Below are 17,163 nucleotides of genomic sequence, written 5' to 3'. Positions count from 1 at the left end.
AAAAGTGAAGAGTGAAAAATGAAGAACGAAAGGGTGGAGCTGGAGAGATTCGAACTCTCGTCCAAACGAGGAACTAATTTGCTTTCTACATGCTTATCTTCGCCTTGATTTTCGTGCTGCGGCAAGACCGAAGCCACCCACCGCAACCTTATTCCCTAAATTTTCACTTGTCGTACGGGACCTCCGTCAAGCTATCTCCGACATTTCTGCACCACCGGTTCGGATTGCCTCGAAGCCACGGCTTCCGGGTGATGTCTCGTCCAAACACCTTGTGTAAGGATGAAGCTTCAATCTACTGTACTTCGATTAAGCAGCGAGAGCGTAGTTATTTTCGCCAGTTAAAATTGATCAACCGAGATTATAGTGCCGGCCAACGACGCACTGCATGCTTACAAACCACTTCTGCCCGCTGTCAAAACCGGTCAGCCCCTTCTGTAAAGGGAGATGATTTGAAAATCATTTCCATTGTATATCGTTCATCAACATCCGACACTTCGGATCGCTTATCGACCGCAAAGATACATCATTTTCTCCGAAAAAGAAAAGCCGGGTGCGAGATTTATCGTCTTTTTCATTCATAATCATCATTTTTTTACCTATGTTTGCATAAGATTTAACGAATTTATCAGCACTTAAATGGATTGAACATGAAAAAGATCTTATTATCGGTTTGGATTATGCTGTTGTGCAGTATGGCAATGGCACAGGAAAATGGGGTACAGATTCAAGACGTTGAACGTATCCCTATGGGTGACGGTACGTATGTTTTTCGTCATTCGAAAGGAGAGAAAAAACATCTTGAAGGTAGGCAGCGTCTTATCCTCGGTCGCAGCGAGTATCTTGTCGCAGACTTCTCCAACGGGCGGATGACGGGCGATTATGAACAATATTATAATGAAACTCTTGTTGAGAAGAAGCATTATAACAGCCATGGACGTTTAGACGGCAAACTGGTAACGTATCACAAAAACGGCAGCATCGAACGTGAACTTTATTTTAAAGACGGTAAGATAGACGGACGCATGGTGCGTTATAGCGCTAAAGGAGAATTGGAAGAAGAACAGGAGTTTAAGGACGGTGTCGAGGACGGAATACATAAAAAATATGACCGTTCCGGTAATCTTACGTACGACTGTTATTATAAAAATGGAAAACCTCACGGCAAGCAGACAATAAAATACATTGTCGGAGAAGGGTTTGAGACGGTCGAATCGGAATATAACAATGGGAAACCGGTCGGACGGTTCGTTCGAACGCTGGACTCCGGTGTCGTAACGAGCGAAGGACAGTACGATGGGAACGGCGAAAAGACCGGATTGTGGATCAATCGCACGAAGGAGGGATTGCCTAAATCGGAAACACCGTATAAGAACGGAAAAGAAGACGGTTTCGTGAAGACATACTATACCGACGGAAAGCTCAAAGAAGAAAAAGAATACAAAGACGGCAAACCAACCGGGCTGGTGAAAAAGTACGATTTCCAGACCGGTAATCTGCTTTCGGAGGAAAAGCGGACGAAAGGCGATGTGCTGGAGGGCGAACAGACGCTTTCTTTTACGAGTAACCTGCATGGTCGATACACGGAACATGGGACGTATGTAAAAGGAGTGAAAAACGGCCGATTTACCGAGACGTATGAGAATGGGAACAAGAAATCGGAAGGCGTGTATGTAAACGGAAAAAAAGACGGAAAGTGGAACACGTATTACAGCAGTGGAAAGCCGGAATCGGAAATCATGTACAAAAACGAAGAATACGACGGTGAAGTGCGCAAATACACGCAACGAGGCCTCTCGTCTGTCACGATGTACAAAAACGGAAAAAAACACGGTGTTCATCAGAAATATGATTATGAAACGGGCAAACTGATGGAAGAGGAGCATTATGTAGATGGTGTCATGAACGGTGTTTGTCGGCGTTATTATCGAAACGGCACTCTGGAAGAAGAATATACTGCCGTTAACGGACAACCCGAAGGGCCATATAAAAGATACGACCGTAATGGTAAGTTAATACAGGAAGGTGTATTCAAAAACGGACGGATACAAAAATGATTCTATGCGTACTGATTTGAAAATTGGTCGATTGGCTTTCTTTTGATATCCGAATCCGAACGGAAGATGACACGATGCAACCGACTTGATTTTTCATTACGCTCCACAATAATCTCGGCTTTTTTATCTATGTTTGCACACAAAAACAAACTTATTCAAAAAAAACAATTACAGATGAAGAATTTTCTCATGTTTCCACTTGCTTTGACCATGACAGTGGCCACCCAAGCTCAAGTAGAGTTTCGCCCTCCGGCAACACCCCAAAAACCGGTAAAAGACACGTTGCATAACGTCGTGATCACCGATCCATTCCGCTGGCTCGAAGACAAGGAAGATCCCGAAGTCGTTGCATGGACTAAAGCGCAGCACGATTACGGTCTCGAATACCTTAAACAGACCCAGCAGGAACATCCTGGACTGCGCGAAGCCATCGCCTCGTATATCGACATGGATTTCGAAGGGCCTTTGAACAAGATCGGTAACCGTGTGTTCCAGAACGTTAAGAGAAAGGGAGACAAACAATCTAAAATCTACACCCTGATTAAAGGGAAGAAGGTACTGATCTGGGATCCGGTCAAGTTAGACCCCTCGGGAAAGACTTCGACATCGGGTACGAGTTACACGTATGACGGTAATCGTGCGGCTATCAGTGTACAGAAGAGCGGTGCAGAGATTTCGACTACCTACATTATTGATACGCGTACGGGCAAGATTCTGCACAAACCGATCGAAAACGTCTTCGGATTCCGTTGGACAAAAGATCAGAAGCACGCTTATTTCACCCTTCGTTCGAAAGAAGATATCGATGCGCAGCGTCCGCTTAAAACGTATCGATGGAAAGTAGGCGACCCGATAGAAAAAGCGCAGTTCATCGGTACGACCTCCGATGCACAGAACAACTACTTTATTTATGACAACCGTTACGGCGATGTAACCTTCTTCGGCGAAGGCGATTTCTACTCCAACAAAGTGTATATGCGCAAGACGGGTACGAACGAAGCCGGACAGTTGATCTACGAAAGCAAAGAATTCAACGCCTATCCGGAAGCAATTGGTGATAAGCTCTATATCTTCACGAACGACAAAGCTCCGAATTTCCGCCTGATGACGGCCGATGTTTCGAACCCCGAATACAAAGACTGGAAGGTGCTGGTTCCCGAATCGGAAACGGTGATGCAAAGCTATGCCGTGACGAAAAACAACATCATCATACAGGATAAAAAAGACATTATGAGCCGTCTTATGCTCTACGATCTCGACGGAAAACGGTTGCGTGAAATCGAGCTTCCCGAAGTGGGAAACGTGGGCGGCATGAGCTATAATCGGGAAGAAGACTCGCTCTACATCAGCCTGAATACGTTTACATCGACTCCGAAAACCTTCGTGGCTTCGCCCTCCGACTTCAAATGGAGACTCTACTATCAGCGTGAACTGCCGATCGATATGAGTGAGATCGAAGGGAAAATCGTATTCTATCCCTCGAAGGACGGCACGAAGATTCCGGCATTTGTGATCCATAAAAAAGGGATCAAACTGGATGGTAACAATCCGGTGCTGATCAATGGTTACGGTGGCTTTAATTCGGGTATTGAGCCGGGATATCAAGGCTTCTATGCTCCGTTGTTGGAAAAAGGCATTGTGGTAGTACGTGCCGGTATCCGCGGAGGCGATGAATACGGCGAAGCGTGGCATCGTAACGGGATGCTCGGTAAAAAGCAAAATACGTTCGACGACTTCAACAGTTGCGTGGAGTGGCTGATCAAGGAGAAATATACCAACCCGCAAAAGGTGGTTGCTATGGGCGGCAGTAATGGCGGGCTGTTGATGGGGGCCATCGCTACGCAGCGCCCCGATCTCTACAAGGCGATTGTCTGCCAAGTGCCGTTATTGGATATGCTTCGCTATCATAAGTTCTTAATCGCACGCTACTGGATTCCGGAGTACGGGTCGTCTGACGATCCCGAACAATTCGGGTGGATTCTCCCTTACTCTCCTTATCATAACATCAAAGCAGGGGTAAGCCTCCCGACAATGCTTGTTACCACCGGTGCGAACGACAGTCGCGTGGATCCGTTGCATGCCAAAAAGTTTGTCGCGGCTGTGCAAAACAACCCCGGACAAGTCAACCCCGTTATCCTCCACATCGATTACGAAAGCGGGCACGGAAGCGGCCAAAGTACGGAGCAGAGCATTAAGAACTGGACCTTTACATTCGAGTTTATCATGAATCAGTTGGGGCTCTGAGCCAACGATTGATCCATGGTCTTCTTACGGGCCATATAAAGGCCGCAGGCAAAACGAATCAGAAAACGATTTTGCCTGCGGCTTTTCTTTATTCTTGTGCAAAGAGCGTCTGCCTTTCGGAACGAAAGTAGCACAAAAATCGTATCTTTGTCCTCGGTTTATCCGTAACGTATGAATATTGCGATCGTATCTGTTGTCACCTTTGCGGTCAATGTCTTTTTAGGCCGGTATCGCATCAGATACCGCAAGATGAGTTTGATGTGGTGGGTCATCATACACGCTTCCCTTCCGCTCATTATTCCTATGCGTATCTGGCTCGATACCCCGAATATGACGATTCCCCTCTTCATCGGTCTCGCCATTATCGGTCAAATGATTGGTTCGCGAATCCAGTGGAAACGTTGTAAAGGGTAATGGCTGGTTATTGTTCAAGGAGGCCAAGACCCGAAAGGAACGCATAAATTCAACCCTTCTGAAGCATCGTGTATTAAAAATGAATAAGACCCGCTAAATTATGGCTGCTCGGTATTGAATTTCCGAAGCTGCATGTAAATCATGGTCATCGAAACGAGAGCGGAGACCGTATCCGATACAGGCATGCTCATCCATATCCCCGTTATGCCGAAAAATTTAGGCATGATCAGCAGGCAGGGAATTAAAACGATCACTTGTCGCGTCAATGATAAGAAAACGGCCTTCTTTGCCATACCGATACTCTGGAAAAAGTTGGCAATCACCATCTGTGCCCCTACCAACGGAAAAAGCATGACGGAGATACGCAATCCATAGACCGACAAGTCAATCAATTCTTCGTCGGTAGTAAAAACACGAGCAATCCAGTCGGGTTTGAGTTGTGCCAGCAAAAATGCAAACGTGGTGACGAGGGTTGCAAAAAAGACCGTTAGCCGAAACGCTTTCTGTACACGGTCAATCTGACGGGCTCCGTAATTATATCCCACTATGGGCTGCATTCCCTGATTAAGTCCTATCACAATCATCACGAACATAAAGGCAAAGCGGTTGATGATGCCGTATGCCCCGATAGCCAGATCACCACCGTATTGCTTCAGACCGTTATTAATGAGAATCACAATCACGCATGAGGCCAGATGCATGAAAAAAGGAGCCATGCCGATAGCCAATATCTCTTTGATTAAGCCGATGTGCGGCTTGAGCATGTCTTTCCGGAAATGCAGCAGTCGTTTGTCATTGCCGAAGAGAATCAGCAGCCACGTCAACGATACCGATTGCGAGAGGACGGTTGCGATGGCAGCTCCCTGAATACCCCATTGAAAGACGAAGATAAAAATCGGGTCTAATATGGTATTCAGCACAACGGTCGTAATGGTCATCATCATGGCTTGCATCGGGTGTCCTGACGAGCGTAGTATGCTGTTCAATCCCAGATAAAGATGCGTAATAATATTTCCGAAAAGGATAATCACGATGTAATCGCGTGCATATCCGATCGTTTGCTCACTGGCACCGAAAAAATACAGAATCGGATCGATAAAAATGAGCGATACAACGGTAAACACTCCGCCGATGACGATATTCATGAACACGACATTCCCCAGCACCTGTTGTGCCGTGCTGTAGTTTTTTTGTCCCAGTTTGACGGATACGATCGTGCTGGCACCAACGCCCACCAATGCTCCGAAAGCCGCGGCAATGTTCATGAACGGAAACGTAATAGCCAATCCCGAAATGGCCATGGCTCCTACTCCTTGACCAATAAAGACGCTGTCGACCATGTTGTAGAGCGACACAGCCGTCATGGCGATAATCGCCGGGATAGCATATTTCGTCAGCAACGTGCCGACGGGCTCTGTTCCTAATGCGGAAGGAGGTTTTTGTCCGGACATTCTTTGGGCTGTTTTTTTGCGTTGGCGGCAAAAGTAATGAATTCAGGATATAAAGCCATGCGATCGACGGCAAACTTTTATTTCGCGACGCACACGATTATGGGTTACGGCTAATTATCAACACGAATAATTCATTTTTCGGCCAAAATCTTTTCTGGTGATACGTTTATTCGTGAAATCCGGGAAAAAATACCGGAAAAAGACGGATGAAAGAAGAATAAGTTATGTATATTTGTCGGCAATTTGAAATAAAAAAGAAAAAAATGAAACAATTTTTCAAAATGATGTTTGCTTCCACATTGGGCTTTTTCGTGGCGCTGATGTTGGTTGGAGTTATCACCGTAATCTTTATGATCGGAATCGTAGCCAGTCTGACTCCGAGTTCTCAGCAGGTGTATACTCCGAAAGCGGAAGAGAGTGTGTTTAAGATTTCATTCGAAGGAAATATTCGCGAATCGGCGGAAGACAATCCGTTCACCAGTCTGATGACAGGAAAAGAACCGGGACTGTCGTTAAAGGATTTGTTGAAAGCCATTCGTCATGCCAAGGAGCAAGAATCCGTCAAAGGGATTTATCTTGACATGGGGGTATTTTCTGGAGGGACTGCGAGCCTCGATGCGATTCGTCGCGCGTTGACGGAGTTTAAGGAGAGCGGGAAATTTATCGTTGCCTATGCCGATAGCTATACACAGGGAGGGTATTATCTAGCTTCGGTGGCCGATAAGGTCTACCTTAACCCACAGGGAATTTTGGGACTGACCGGTATTTCTTCTCAGACAATGTTCTATAAAGGCTTGTTGCAAAAGATCGGAGTAGAGATGATGGTCTTCAAGGTCGGCACGTACAAGGGTGCGGTAGAACCGTTTATCGGTGAGAAGTTGAGCGATGCGAATCGTGAACAGATTACCTCGTATCAAACCTCCATCTGGGAAAATATCACCAAAGGCATTGCCAAAGGCCGTAATATCACGGCAGACGATGTAAACCGTTTCGCAGATGAAGGGGGCTTTTTCGCGGCTCCGGAGAAGGCCGTCGAATATAAATTGATCGATGAGTTGAAATACCGCAGCGAAGTGGAGAAATACCTGATTGAACAATCGGGGCAAACGGGTGATAAACTGAAGACCGTCGGACTATCGAACATGAGAAACGTAAAAAAGACTGAACGGGAATACCGCAATAAGATTGCGATTGTATATGCCGAAGGAGAAATTATGCAGAGTGTCATTTCATCGCCCTATAGCGGGAATCATCCGTATATTTCGGAAAAACTCAATGACGACCTGAAGAAACTGGCCGATAATGAAGATGTGAAAGCCGTAGTGCTGCGCATCAACTCTCCGGGCGGCAGCGCTTATACGTCCGAACAGATATGGAAGCAGGTGTATGAGTTGAAAAAGAAAAAGCCGGTCGTTGTTTCGATGGGAAGTGTGGCGGCTTCGGGAGGATATTATATCGCGAGTGGTGCGAGTAAGATTATTGCTGAGCCGAACACGCTGACAGGCTCGATCGGAATTTTCGGGATGTTCCCCAATACGGCGGGACTGTTTAATAAACTGTCCTTAACGACCGATGTGGTCAAGACCAACAAGTACGCAGACTTTGGCGACCCTTCCCGGCCGATGACGAACGATGAAAAAGCCTTGATACAGGGCTTTATCGAACGTGGATACGACACGTTCCTGACGCGATGCGCCGAAGGGCGAGGCGTGAGCAAAGCCGATATCGACAGCATCGGACAAGGGCGTGTATGGACGGGCGAGCAGGCGCTTAAAATCGGCTTGATCGATGAATTGGGCGGTATTGAACGCGCCGTTGAACTGGCCGGCGAATTAGCCGAGATATACAATTATAACATCATGGAAGTATCGACCAGCCATGACTTTTTGAAGGAGTTTTTGGAGAAACAGATCGAAGTCGTAAAGCAATCGATGGTCAAAGACGTACTGGGCGACGAATACGAATATTTCAGGATGTTGCAGAAAGCCAAAGCGACATACGGTATTCAGGCACGTATCCCGTATGATTTGAAACCGTTGTAGACAAGAACGAGAGCGACTGAGAGATGGCAAAATCGAACCGACTGTACTATATTGGGTTACCTGTTGCACTGATCTATGGAATAGCTGTGCAGATACGTAACCTCCTGTTTCATCTGAATATATTGCCTTCGCAGCAATATGCGATTCCGGTCATTTGTATCGGTAATTTATCGATGGGAGGAGCGGGAAAGACGCCGTTAGTCGAGTATCTGATACGTTTGCTGTCGAAAAAATACCGGGTGGCTGTGCTCAGTCGCGGGTACAAGCGCCAGACATCCGGCTATGTGTTGGCCGGCGAACACTGTACCAGTCAGGAGATAGGTGATGAAGCCTGCCAGATAAAGCGTAAATATCCATCCGTGATTGTAGCCGTCGATAAAAGCCGTCGCAGAGGGATGAAGCATTTGCTGGCAATGACCGAAAGCGAACGGCCGCAGGTCGTCTTGCTCGATGATGCCTTTCAACATCGATATGTGCAACCGTCGTTATCGATCTTGGTGACGGATTATAACCGATTATTTTACAACGATAAATTGTTTCCGGTGGGCATGCTGCGTGAGCCGGCAGGCGGTGTCCGCCGGGCTGATTGGGTTGTGGTCAGTAAATGTGATCCCGCATTAAAACCGATCGATTGTCGCATCATGGAAGATGATATGCATCTGCAATCCCATCAGCAGGTGTTTTTTTCCGATATCTCTTATTTGCGGATGGAAGGAATATGGCCGGAAGCTTGTTGTGCGCGAACCTTAAGCAGCCTTCGGAAAGACGAGGAGATACTGCTGCTTACAGGTGTTGCCAATCCGGCGCCGCTCATTGAAGAGATGAAGAAATTCTCGCAGAAAGTAAAGGTGATGTCATTCGGCGATCATCATGACTTCAAGAAAAACGATGTCAAAAAGATAAGCGCCTCAGTCGCCAAGATGAATCCGGAAGCGATCATCGTATGTACGGAAAAAGATGCCATGCGTATTCGGAACAACCCGTATTTCCCGTCCGAATGGCATTCGCGTATGTACTATTTGCCGATTGTCGTCTCTTTTTTATTCAACAAAGGCAATTTATTCGACGAGTTGATTTTGAAACACATCACCACGATGGAAAACAGTCGTATTTTAAGACAATAGAACAGTAAAAAATCATGCAACGAACAGAAATCGCGACATTGGGAGAATTTGGTCTCATTCGCCATCTGACCAAAGCAGTCACGCTGAGAAATAAAAGCACGCTGAAAGGCGTGGGCGATGACGCCGCCGTACTGGACTACCGAGACAAGCAAATGCTCGTTACGACCGATTTGTTGCTGGAAGGCGTACATTTTGACCTGACTTATACTCCTTTGAAGCATTTGGGTTATAAAGCGGCCGTGGTCAACTTCTCCGACATTTATGCGATGAACGGGCAACCGAAACAAATCACCGTATCGGTCGGTATCTCCAAACGCTTTGCGGTAGAAGACTTGGAAGAGTTATATGCCGGCATTTTGCTTGCCTGCGAGGTGTATGGCGTTGATCTCGTGGGAGGAGACACCTCTTCGTCGTTGACCGGCTTGACATTAAGTCTTACTTGTGTGGGCGAAGGAGAAGCGGGAAAAATCGTTTATCGCGACGGAGCGAAAGAGACCGATCTGATATGTGTCTCCGGCGATTTAGGAGCGGCTTATATGGGGTTGCAATTACTCGAACGCGAAAAGAATGTGTTTCAGGGCGAAAAAGATTTCCAGCCCGATTTCAGCGGCAAGGAGTATATCCTCGAACGGCAGCTCAAACCCGAAGCCCGTAAAGACGTGATCGCGATGTTGGCCGAAGCGGGCATCGTCCCCACGGCGATGATGGATATTTCCGATGGGCTATCGTCCGAACTGCTTCATATCGCATCGCAAAGCGGTGTGGGATGCCGCATTTACGAAGACCGTATTCCGATCGATTATCAAACGGCCATCATGGCCGAGGAATTCAATATGAACCTTGTTACGGCGGCATTAAATGGCGGCGAAGATTACGAACTGGTCTTCACCGTGCCGTTGTCTTATCATGATCAGGTGCAAGCTTTGAAAGGGATTAAAATCATCGGACATATTACGAAGGCTGCGTTCGGCAATTGTCTTGTCGGGCGCGACGGTGGTGAGGTCGCATTAAAAGCTCAGGGATGGCAGTCGTTTAGCGAAGAGCATTCGTGATTTTTTTTGCATGCTTTAGAACGCCGCCGCATACCCCCTTCAAATTCCCTCCGCATCTCGTCCAAATTGTCTTATAGGACTTTTCAAATTGTCTTATAGGACAATTTAAATTCTCTTATAAGACAATTTTCTCTTTCTGTATTTGCTGAATATCAAGGCATTGAAAAGAGTGTTTTTAGGCATGCTTTTCAAGAATTATTTCTGGCATCAGGTGCCGAAAACACCTTATGTTTTTAGATTTCATAAAAGCAGATAAAATGTTTCTCGTCAGTAAGAAACTTCTTGCTCTGTTGATAACTTCATATACAATACCCTTGTACATTAGGCGCTAATCCTTATCTTTGCGCCATAAAAGACATCAAAAATCAACAGCAATGGCAGAAAATACACCTCTGGAAGAAAATAAAAAAAGCCTGAATTTCATCGAACAAATCATCGAAAAAGACTTGTCCGAAGGCAAGAACGACGGACGGGTTCAAACGCGCTTTCCGCCCGAACCGAACGGTTATCTGCATATCGGACATGCCAAAGCCATTTGTCTCGATTTCGGTATGGCCGAAAAATATCGGGGCGTGTGCAACCTGCGTTTTGACGATACAAACCCAACGAAAGAAGACGTGGAGTACGTCGACTCGATTCAGGAAGATATTCGCTGGTTAGGCTTTCAATGGGAAAACATCTTTTATGCCTCGGATTACTTTCAGCAACTCTTCGACTTTGCCGTCTCACTGATCAAAAAAGGAAAAGCATACGTCGACGAGCAGAGCGCGGAGGCCATTGCCGCACAAAAAGGAACACCGACGCAGGCCGGTACGGATAGCCCTTATCGTAATCGCCCGATAGAAGAGAGTTTAGATCTTTTTCTCCGCATGAATCGCGGAGATTTTGACGAGGGGGCGATGACCTTACGGGCTAAGATTGATATGGCTTCGCCGAATATGCACTTCCGCGATCCCATCATTTATCGTATCATTAAGACGCCGCATCACCGGACAGGAAGAACATGGAATGTCTATCCGATGTATGACTTCGCACACGGACAGAGTGACTATTTTGAAGGAGTAACCCATTCGCTCTGTACGCTCGAATTTGAAGTACACCGACCGTTATACGATCATTTTATCGACTTGCTGATGGACAGCGAGTGCGGGAAAGGTGGCGATTACCGTCCGCGACAGACGGAGTTCAATCGTTTAAACCTGACTTATACTGTGATGAGCAAGCGCAAGCTGCTCCAGTTGGTCAAAGAAAAGTTAGTAGACGGTTGGGACGACCCGCGTATGCCGACCATCTGCGGTTATCGCCGAAGAGGTTTTACTCCCTCCTCCATTCGCCGTTTCATCAACCTGATCGGTTATACGAAATACGACGGCATCATTGATGTCGCATTGCTCGAACATGCTGTGCGCGAAGATCTGAACGCCACGGCACGGCGCGTTGCCGCGGTGCTCCGTCCCGTTAAACTGATTATCACCAACTACCCCGAAGGACAGGTAGAAATGATGACCTCGGTCAACAACCCCGAGAACCCCGAAGACGGGACACATGAGATTGCTTTCTCGCGCGAGTTGTATATCGAACAGGACGATTTTATGGAAGACGCTCCCAAAAAATATTACCGTCTGACGCCGGGACAAGAGGTACGCTTGCGATGTGCATATATTATAAAATGTACGGGATGCAAAAAAAACGCGGACGGCGAGGTGGAAGAAGTTTACGCCGAATACGATCCGAATACGAGAACCGGAATGCCCGACAGTAACCGGAAAGTAAAAGGCACGATACACTGGGTATCTGTGGCCCACGCGTTGCCTGCCGAAGTGCGGCTTTACGACCGTCTGTTTAAGGCGGAAAATCCGGCCGAAGAAAAAGACAAAGATTTTCATGAACTGCTGAATCCGGACTCGTTGCAGGTGCTAACCAATTGCTTCGTAGAGGAAGATTTGGCACAGGCTAAACCTTATGATCATTTTCAGTTCCAGCGCATCGGTTATTTCAATCTCGACCCGGACAGTCGGGACGGCAAACTGATTTTTAACCGTACGGTACCGTTGAAGGATACATGGAGTAAAAAAGTAAACGGCTGATAAAAGACGAGATATTTATTCTTTTTCGAGACGCATGACCTTACTGGAACGATATAAAGAGATGCATGAAAAAGGTACGGAAGCTTATTTCGATGCCGACGAAATCATTCGCCTGCTTGAATATTTCGAGGATGAAAATGATTTTGAAGAATTCACGCAGGTGCTTGAGTTAGGCTTAAAGTTGCATCCTGAAAATATCGGCATCAAAATCAAGGAATGTAAGGTTTATATTTATCAGGAAAAATATGCCGAAGCGTTGGAGCGCATAAAAAGCATAGCCGATGACGATGATCCCGAGCTTTTGCTGCTCAAAGTGCAATGTCTTTACTTCATGGACTTCCAACAGGAAGCAGATGCACTCCTCGAGCAACATCCGGTGGATGAAGAGTTGAGAATTATTTATGAAGACCTCACTCCCATTCTGAGTGAGATCGGTAAAAATGAAGTAGCTTTCAAACTTGTCAGGCGTGCGATGCAACTCTTTCCTGACAGTGTCATCCTTAAAGAGGAGCTTTGCTATCATGAAGAGATGGTGGGTAATTTACAGCGAGCCCTGCAAATATGCAGGGAGTTGATCGATATAGACCCCTACTCTACCGATTATTGGTACATACAGGGACGCTTACTCTCCAATCTCGGACAATATGAAGAAGCAATTCACTCATTCGACTTCGCGCTCACTTGCGACGAGGATGATGTAGAGGTTAGATTATTACGTGCTTATTGCCTCTTTATGAATGAAAATTACGAAAAAGCAATCGAGGCATACATAGAGCTGCTCTCGGACAAAAAAGACATCACCGACCATATCGAACCGATTCTCGCAGAATGCTACCTGAAAGCAGATGACTTCGAACGCGCTTATACCTTATTTAATAAGTTGCTCGGAAAACCGGAAGTATTCTCGCAAGTAGCGCGATACAAAACGCATCATCGTATTTTTTCGCAAACGGATCAAAATAGCGATAAGACGGCTGAGTATTTAAATAAAATGTTTTTCGCTGCCAGAAAAATGCAGGAAAACGAACAATCTTCGGACCCACATTTTCTGCATGCCCGAGATATACACTCGCAAAAACCATTCGTTTTATCTCCCGACGGATTGTCGGCAGAATTTATGAAGAACAAACATCATCTGAATTAGAGACATGAATCGTACATTGAAAGATTATGCCCTGCTGGTGCTCAAAGGAGTCGGCATGGGGGCTGCCGATGTAGTACCGGGCGTTTCTGGAGGGACCATCGCCTTTATCGTCGGCATATACGAAGAACTGATTAATTCGATTAAAAGCGTCAATCTCACTTCGCTGAAGCTGCTCTTCTCGCTGAAATTCGGTCGCTTCTGGAAAGCCGTCAACGGAAACTTTCTGTTGGCTATCCTCTGCGGTATCGGCATCAGTATCTTCTCGTTGGCCAAACTGATTACGTACCTGCTCGTGCACGAACCGATTCTGGTCTGGGCTTTCTTTTTCGGGCTGGTACTCGCATCGACATGGTTCGTTTCACGCGAAGTTGCAAAATGGAATGCTAAAACGTTGGTCGGTTTCGTATTAGGGGCTGTTACTGCATATTTTATCACAGTCACTACGCCGGCCGAAACCCCGGACGCGATGTGGTTCGTCTTCCTATGTGGCGCCATCGCGATTTGTGCCATGATTCTTCCCGGCATATCGGGAAGCTTTATCTTGGTGCTGCTCGGAAAATATTTTTTTATTATGGATGCGGTCAAGTCGCTTCGGGTAAGTGTATTGTTGGTCTTTGCCGGAGGAGCCTCCATCGGAATTTCTTTATTCTCTCGCGCGCTCTCTTTCGCGTTGCATCGCTTCCACGATATCACCATCGCTGTTCTGAGCGGCTTTATGTTAGGTTCACTGAATAAAGTATGGCCGTGGAAAGAAACGATTGAGACGTATATCGACCGTCACGGTGTAGCCAAGCCATTAATCGAAACAAATATTTTGCCCGACCGCCAGCTATGGGAAGCGATTGGACTCGCTATCGCGGGGTTTGCTATTGTTTATCTGCTTGAGCGACTTTCGTTAAAAGGCAAAAAGAAAAAAACAGAAATACCGAAAGCTTGAGATGTGCTTTTCCGAAGCACTTCGATGCACGTGTAAACGGATTGTTTCTTTCTTTTCCGGAATAATTTTATGAGATTCCGGAACAATGTATAGGTAATACGGTAAATTTCTGTATTTTTGTGCGCTGAAAATCATCACCGATTTTTGAAAATGTATTATCTTAACTATAAAAACAGAATTAAAAAATGGACAAAGAGTATTACTATTTGAATGGGGACACCAAAGTAGGTCCTTTTTCGCTGGACGCATTGAAAAGCGCTCCGATTAACCCGGACACCTTAGTTTGGAACAGCTCGTTACCGGATTGGGTGGCTGCACGTACATTGCCGGAGTTACAAGACGTGTTTGCCGCAGCAGGAAACACGTCGGCTTCTTCTTCGAATTATGATCAAAGAGAGCCGAAATACAATACACATGCTGCATCAAGTACCGATTATTCGACAAGCGGCGGCACTTTCGGCGATCCGAATATGCCTAAACCTCCAATGCCGGACAACTATCTGGTATGGGCGATTCTTTCTACCGTTCTTTGCTGTATGCCGTTGGGTATCGTATCGATCATTAACTCTACCAAGGTAAGCTCTGCTTATGCACTCGGCGACTATGTTGGTGCAGACAATGCATCGAAAAATGCAAAAAAATGGGCAATGTGGTCTGCTATTGCTGCGGGAGTAGTTTGGCTGCTTTATGTTATATTCCTTATCATTATTGGCGTAGGAGCCGCCATGAGTAGTGATGTGTAAATTCAATATGCGGGGCTTTCCAGCGTGAAGGCTCCGCATAAATTAGCTTTATCATACATTATTAATTATGTATCCTGTTCCTCGATACAAAATTATCCTCTGGTTTCTTATCTTTCTGGCTTTCCTGATCGCAATCTATATCTATTCACACATCCACCCGAACAGTTCCCCTTTCTTTCCCAAATGTCCCTTCCTGATGTTGACCGGGATGAAATGTCCGGGGTGTGGTTCTCAACGAGCTATTCACGCTTTGCTTCATGCCGACATAAAAACCGCCTTTTCTTATAACGCTCTGCTTGTACTGTCGATACCGTATATTATTCTGCTGCTTGGCGTCCGCATTTATCAACTCTTCAATCCGTATAGTCCACTGATTTTAAATGTACAAAGAAGCCTTTATATCTGGATTTTCTTTGCCATTGCCATGACTTTTTTTATTGCCCGGAATATTTTCAGCTTCTAACTTGCATATTCTTGTTTTTTTTGTAGATTTGCATCCCAGTAAATAAAAATAAAGGATTTATGGCAAAAGTAAAAGGAATGGTAGTGGTCAACACCGAACGGTGTAAAGGCTGCAACTTATGTGTCGTGGCCTGTCCTTGCAATGTGCTGGAGTTGCACCCGAGGGAGGTCAATAACAAAGGCTATCACTATGTGTACATGAAAGAGCCTGACGATTGTACCGGTTGTGCCAGTTGCGGATGGGTTTGTCCCGATGGATGTTTAACCGTCTATAGAAAGAAAATTGATTAACACAATGGAAGAAGTAAGACTTATGAAAGGAAACGAAGCGCTGGCCCATGCAGCGATTCGTTATGGAACAGACGGATATTTTGGTTATCCGATTACGCCTCAGTCGGAAGTCATGGAGACGCTGATGGATGAGAGACCATGGGAAACAACAGGAATGGTGGTACTGCAAGCAGAAAGCGAAATCGCTTCAATCAATATGGTTTATGGAGGAGCTGCAACAGGTAAACGAGTCATGACTTCCTCGTCGAGTCCGGGCATGAGCTTGATGCTCGAAGGGGTTTCCTATATTGCAGGTTCGGATCTTCCCTGTCTGATTGTGAATGTAATGCGTGGTGGTCCGGGATTGGGAACGATCCAGCCGAGCCAAGCCGACTATTTTCAGACGGTGAAAGGGGGAGGCCATGGCGACTATCGATTAATCGCCCTTGCTCCTTGTTCTGTGCAAGAAACGGCCGATTTTGTCGGACTCGGTTTCGATCTTGCGTTCAAATATCAAACTCCGGCTATCATCATCACCGACGGTATGATTGGTCAGCTGATGGAAAAGGTTGTGCTTCCTCCCTTCCGTCCTCGGAAAACGGATGTAGAGATTGCGGAAGAATCCCCGTGGGCAGCTACCGGAAAAGTGGCCGGTCGCAAACCCAATATCATTACTTCTTTGGAGTTGGATCCGGTCATTATGGAAAAAAAGAACTTGCATTTCCAAGAAAAATACAGCCGGATAGAGAAAAACGAAGTGCGTTATGAAGAATACAAATGCGAAGATGCGGAGTATTTGTTGGTCGCATTCGGTTCATCGGCACGAATCTGTCAGAAAGCGATTGAAATAGCACGCGGTCAAGGACTGAAACTCGGCTTAATCCGTCCGATTACCTTGTGGCCGTTCCCGACTCAGATCATTGCCAGCTATGCCGATAAAGTGAAAGGAATGCTTTCGGTAGAGCTGAATGCCGGACAGATGGTCGAAGATGTTCGACTGGCAGTGAACGGACGTGTCAAAGTTGAGCATTTTGGCCGGTTGGGTGGCATCGTTTTCACCCCGGATGAAATTCTGAGAGCGATTGAAGAAAAACTGATGTAATTTGGCAAATGATGAAACGAGGAGACCGATTAGATGA

At 46.2% G+C, this 17,163-nt stretch carries 14 protein-coding genes and 1 other RNA gene; 13 read left to right on the top strand and 2 right to left on the bottom strand.

Going from position 1 to position 17,163, the window contains the following annotated elements; translation table 11 throughout:
• Positions 1 to 31 precede the first annotated feature (31 nt).
• Positions 32 to 430, bottom strand: a transfer-messenger RNA (tmRNA) gene (ssrA, locus tag Q4A89_RS05960).
• Positions 431 to 647: 217 nt separating this feature from the next.
• On the opposite strand from ssrA, the gene Q4A89_RS05955 reads away from it, so the two are divergent.
• The 3 genes from Q4A89_RS05955 (at position 648) to Q4A89_RS05945 (ending at position 4,712) form a co-directional block, all read left to right on the top strand.
• On the top strand, positions 648 to 2,054 hold the full coding sequence (locus Q4A89_RS05955; protein WP_303184322.1) for a toxin-antitoxin system YwqK family antitoxin: 1,407 nt from the start codon (positions 648 to 650) through the stop codon (positions 2,052 to 2,054).
• A 174-nt stretch (positions 2,055 to 2,228) separates the two neighbouring features.
• Complete coding sequence (locus tag Q4A89_RS05950) at positions 2,229 to 4,298, top strand: prolyl oligopeptidase family protein (RefSeq protein ID WP_303184321.1); 2,070 nt, start codon at positions 2,229 to 2,231, stop codon at positions 4,296 to 4,298.
• A 171-nt stretch (positions 4,299 to 4,469) separates the two neighbouring features.
• Positions 4,470 to 4,712: a hypothetical protein gene (locus Q4A89_RS05945; protein ID WP_303184320.1), complete on the top strand. Its 243-nt coding sequence runs from the start codon at positions 4,470 to 4,472 to the stop codon at positions 4,710 to 4,712.
• A 98-nt stretch (positions 4,713 to 4,810) separates the two neighbouring features.
• Here the strand turns inward: Q4A89_RS05945 and Q4A89_RS05940 are convergent, their stop codons facing one another.
• On the bottom strand, positions 4,811 to 6,163 hold the full coding sequence (locus tag Q4A89_RS05940; RefSeq protein ID WP_303184319.1) for an MATE family efflux transporter: 1,353 nt from the start codon (positions 6,161 to 6,163) through the stop codon (positions 4,811 to 4,813).
• Between the two features lie 263 nt (positions 6,164 to 6,426).
• Here Q4A89_RS05940 and sppA point away from each other — a divergent pair, with 263 nt between their 5' ends.
• The 10 genes from sppA to Q4A89_RS05890 all read left to right on the top strand — a co-directional run bounded on the left by sppA (position 6,427) and on the right by Q4A89_RS05890 (position 17,126).
• Positions 6,427 to 8,205: a signal peptide peptidase SppA gene (gene sppA, locus Q4A89_RS05935; RefSeq protein WP_303184318.1), complete on the top strand. Its 1,779-nt coding sequence runs from the start codon at positions 6,427 to 6,429 to the stop codon at positions 8,203 to 8,205.
• A gap of 23 nt (positions 8,206 to 8,228) precedes the next feature.
• Positions 8,229 to 9,329, top strand: a complete 1,101-nt coding sequence (gene lpxK / locus Q4A89_RS05930) for a tetraacyldisaccharide 4'-kinase (protein ID WP_303184317.1) — start codon at positions 8,229 to 8,231, stop codon at positions 9,327 to 9,329.
• A gap of 11 nt (positions 9,330 to 9,340) precedes the next feature.
• On the top strand, positions 9,341 to 10,381 hold the full coding sequence (thiL, locus tag Q4A89_RS05925; protein ID WP_303184325.1) for a thiamine-phosphate kinase: 1,041 nt from the start codon (positions 9,341 to 9,343) through the stop codon (positions 10,379 to 10,381).
• Positions 10,382 to 10,755: 374 nt separating this feature from the next.
• On the top strand, positions 10,756 to 12,468 hold the full coding sequence (locus Q4A89_RS05920; protein WP_303184316.1) for a glutamine--tRNA ligase/YqeY domain fusion protein: 1,713 nt from the start codon (positions 10,756 to 10,758) through the stop codon (positions 12,466 to 12,468).
• A gap of 34 nt (positions 12,469 to 12,502) precedes the next feature.
• Positions 12,503 to 13,612, top strand: a complete 1,110-nt coding sequence (locus Q4A89_RS05915; protein ID WP_303184315.1) for a tetratricopeptide repeat protein — start codon at positions 12,503 to 12,505, stop codon at positions 13,610 to 13,612.
• Positions 13,613 to 13,616: 4 nt separating this feature from the next.
• Positions 13,617 to 14,549: a DUF368 domain-containing protein gene (locus Q4A89_RS05910; RefSeq protein ID WP_303184314.1), complete on the top strand. Its 933-nt coding sequence runs from the start codon at positions 13,617 to 13,619 to the stop codon at positions 14,547 to 14,549.
• A gap of 185 nt (positions 14,550 to 14,734) precedes the next feature.
• Entirely contained in the window at positions 14,735 to 15,292 is a 558-nt protein-coding gene (locus Q4A89_RS05905; protein WP_303184313.1) for a CD225/dispanin family protein, read from the top strand.
• A 67-nt stretch (positions 15,293 to 15,359) separates the two neighbouring features.
• Positions 15,360 to 15,755: a DUF2752 domain-containing protein gene (locus Q4A89_RS05900; RefSeq protein WP_368389498.1), complete on the top strand. Its 396-nt coding sequence runs from the start codon at positions 15,360 to 15,362 to the stop codon at positions 15,753 to 15,755.
• A gap of 59 nt (positions 15,756 to 15,814) precedes the next feature.
• Positions 15,815 to 16,045, top strand: a complete 231-nt coding sequence (locus Q4A89_RS05895; RefSeq protein WP_124751684.1) for a ferredoxin family protein — start codon at positions 15,815 to 15,817, stop codon at positions 16,043 to 16,045.
• A gap of 4 nt (positions 16,046 to 16,049) precedes the next feature.
• On the top strand, positions 16,050 to 17,126 hold the full coding sequence (locus Q4A89_RS05890; protein WP_303184312.1) for a 3-methyl-2-oxobutanoate dehydrogenase subunit VorB: 1,077 nt from the start codon (positions 16,050 to 16,052) through the stop codon (positions 17,124 to 17,126).
• Positions 17,127 to 17,163: the final 37 nt, after the last annotated feature.

The organism is Tannerella sp. (genome assembly GCF_030528505.1).
Taxonomy (GTDB): Bacteria; Bacteroidota; Bacteroidia; order Bacteroidales; family Tannerellaceae; genus Tannerella.
Note: the sequence above shows the minus strand (reverse complement) of the source record. Positions and strands in the feature narration are given on the sequence as shown.

Bases quoted from the DNA above. Each gene is read 5' to 3' on its own strand.
- Q4A89_RS05955 (WP_303184322.1), top strand. From the start codon at position 648: ATGAAAAAGATCTTATTATCGGTTTGGATTATGCTGTTGTGCAGTATG.
- Q4A89_RS05950 (WP_303184321.1), top strand. From the start codon at position 2,229: ATGAAGAATTTTCTCATGTTTCCACTTGCTTTGACCATGACAGTGGCC.
- Q4A89_RS05945 (WP_303184320.1), top strand. From the start codon at position 4,470: ATGAATATTGCGATCGTATCTGTTGTCACCTTTGCGGTCAATGTCTTT.
- Q4A89_RS05940 (WP_303184319.1), bottom strand. From the start codon at position 6,163: ATGTCCGGACAAAAACCTCCTTCCGCATTAGGAACAGAGCCCGTCGGC.
- sppA (WP_303184318.1), top strand. From the start codon at position 6,427: ATGAAACAATTTTTCAAAATGATGTTTGCTTCCACATTGGGCTTTTTC.
- lpxK (WP_303184317.1), top strand. From the start codon at position 8,229: ATGGCAAAATCGAACCGACTGTACTATATTGGGTTACCTGTTGCACTG.
- Q4A89_RS05920 (WP_303184316.1), top strand. From the start codon at position 10,756: ATGGCAGAAAATACACCTCTGGAAGAAAATAAAAAAAGCCTGAATTTC.
- Q4A89_RS05915 (WP_303184315.1), top strand. From the start codon at position 12,503: ATGACCTTACTGGAACGATATAAAGAGATGCATGAAAAAGGTACGGAA.
- Q4A89_RS05910 (WP_303184314.1), top strand. From the start codon at position 13,617: ATGAATCGTACATTGAAAGATTATGCCCTGCTGGTGCTCAAAGGAGTC.
- Q4A89_RS05905 (WP_303184313.1), top strand. From the start codon at position 14,735: ATGGACAAAGAGTATTACTATTTGAATGGGGACACCAAAGTAGGTCCT.
- Q4A89_RS05900 (WP_368389498.1), top strand. From the start codon at position 15,360: ATGTATCCTGTTCCTCGATACAAAATTATCCTCTGGTTTCTTATCTTT.
- Q4A89_RS05895 (WP_124751684.1), top strand. From the start codon at position 15,815: ATGGCAAAAGTAAAAGGAATGGTAGTGGTCAACACCGAACGGTGTAAA.
- Q4A89_RS05890 (WP_303184312.1), top strand. From the start codon at position 16,050: ATGGAAGAAGTAAGACTTATGAAAGGAAACGAAGCGCTGGCCCATGCA.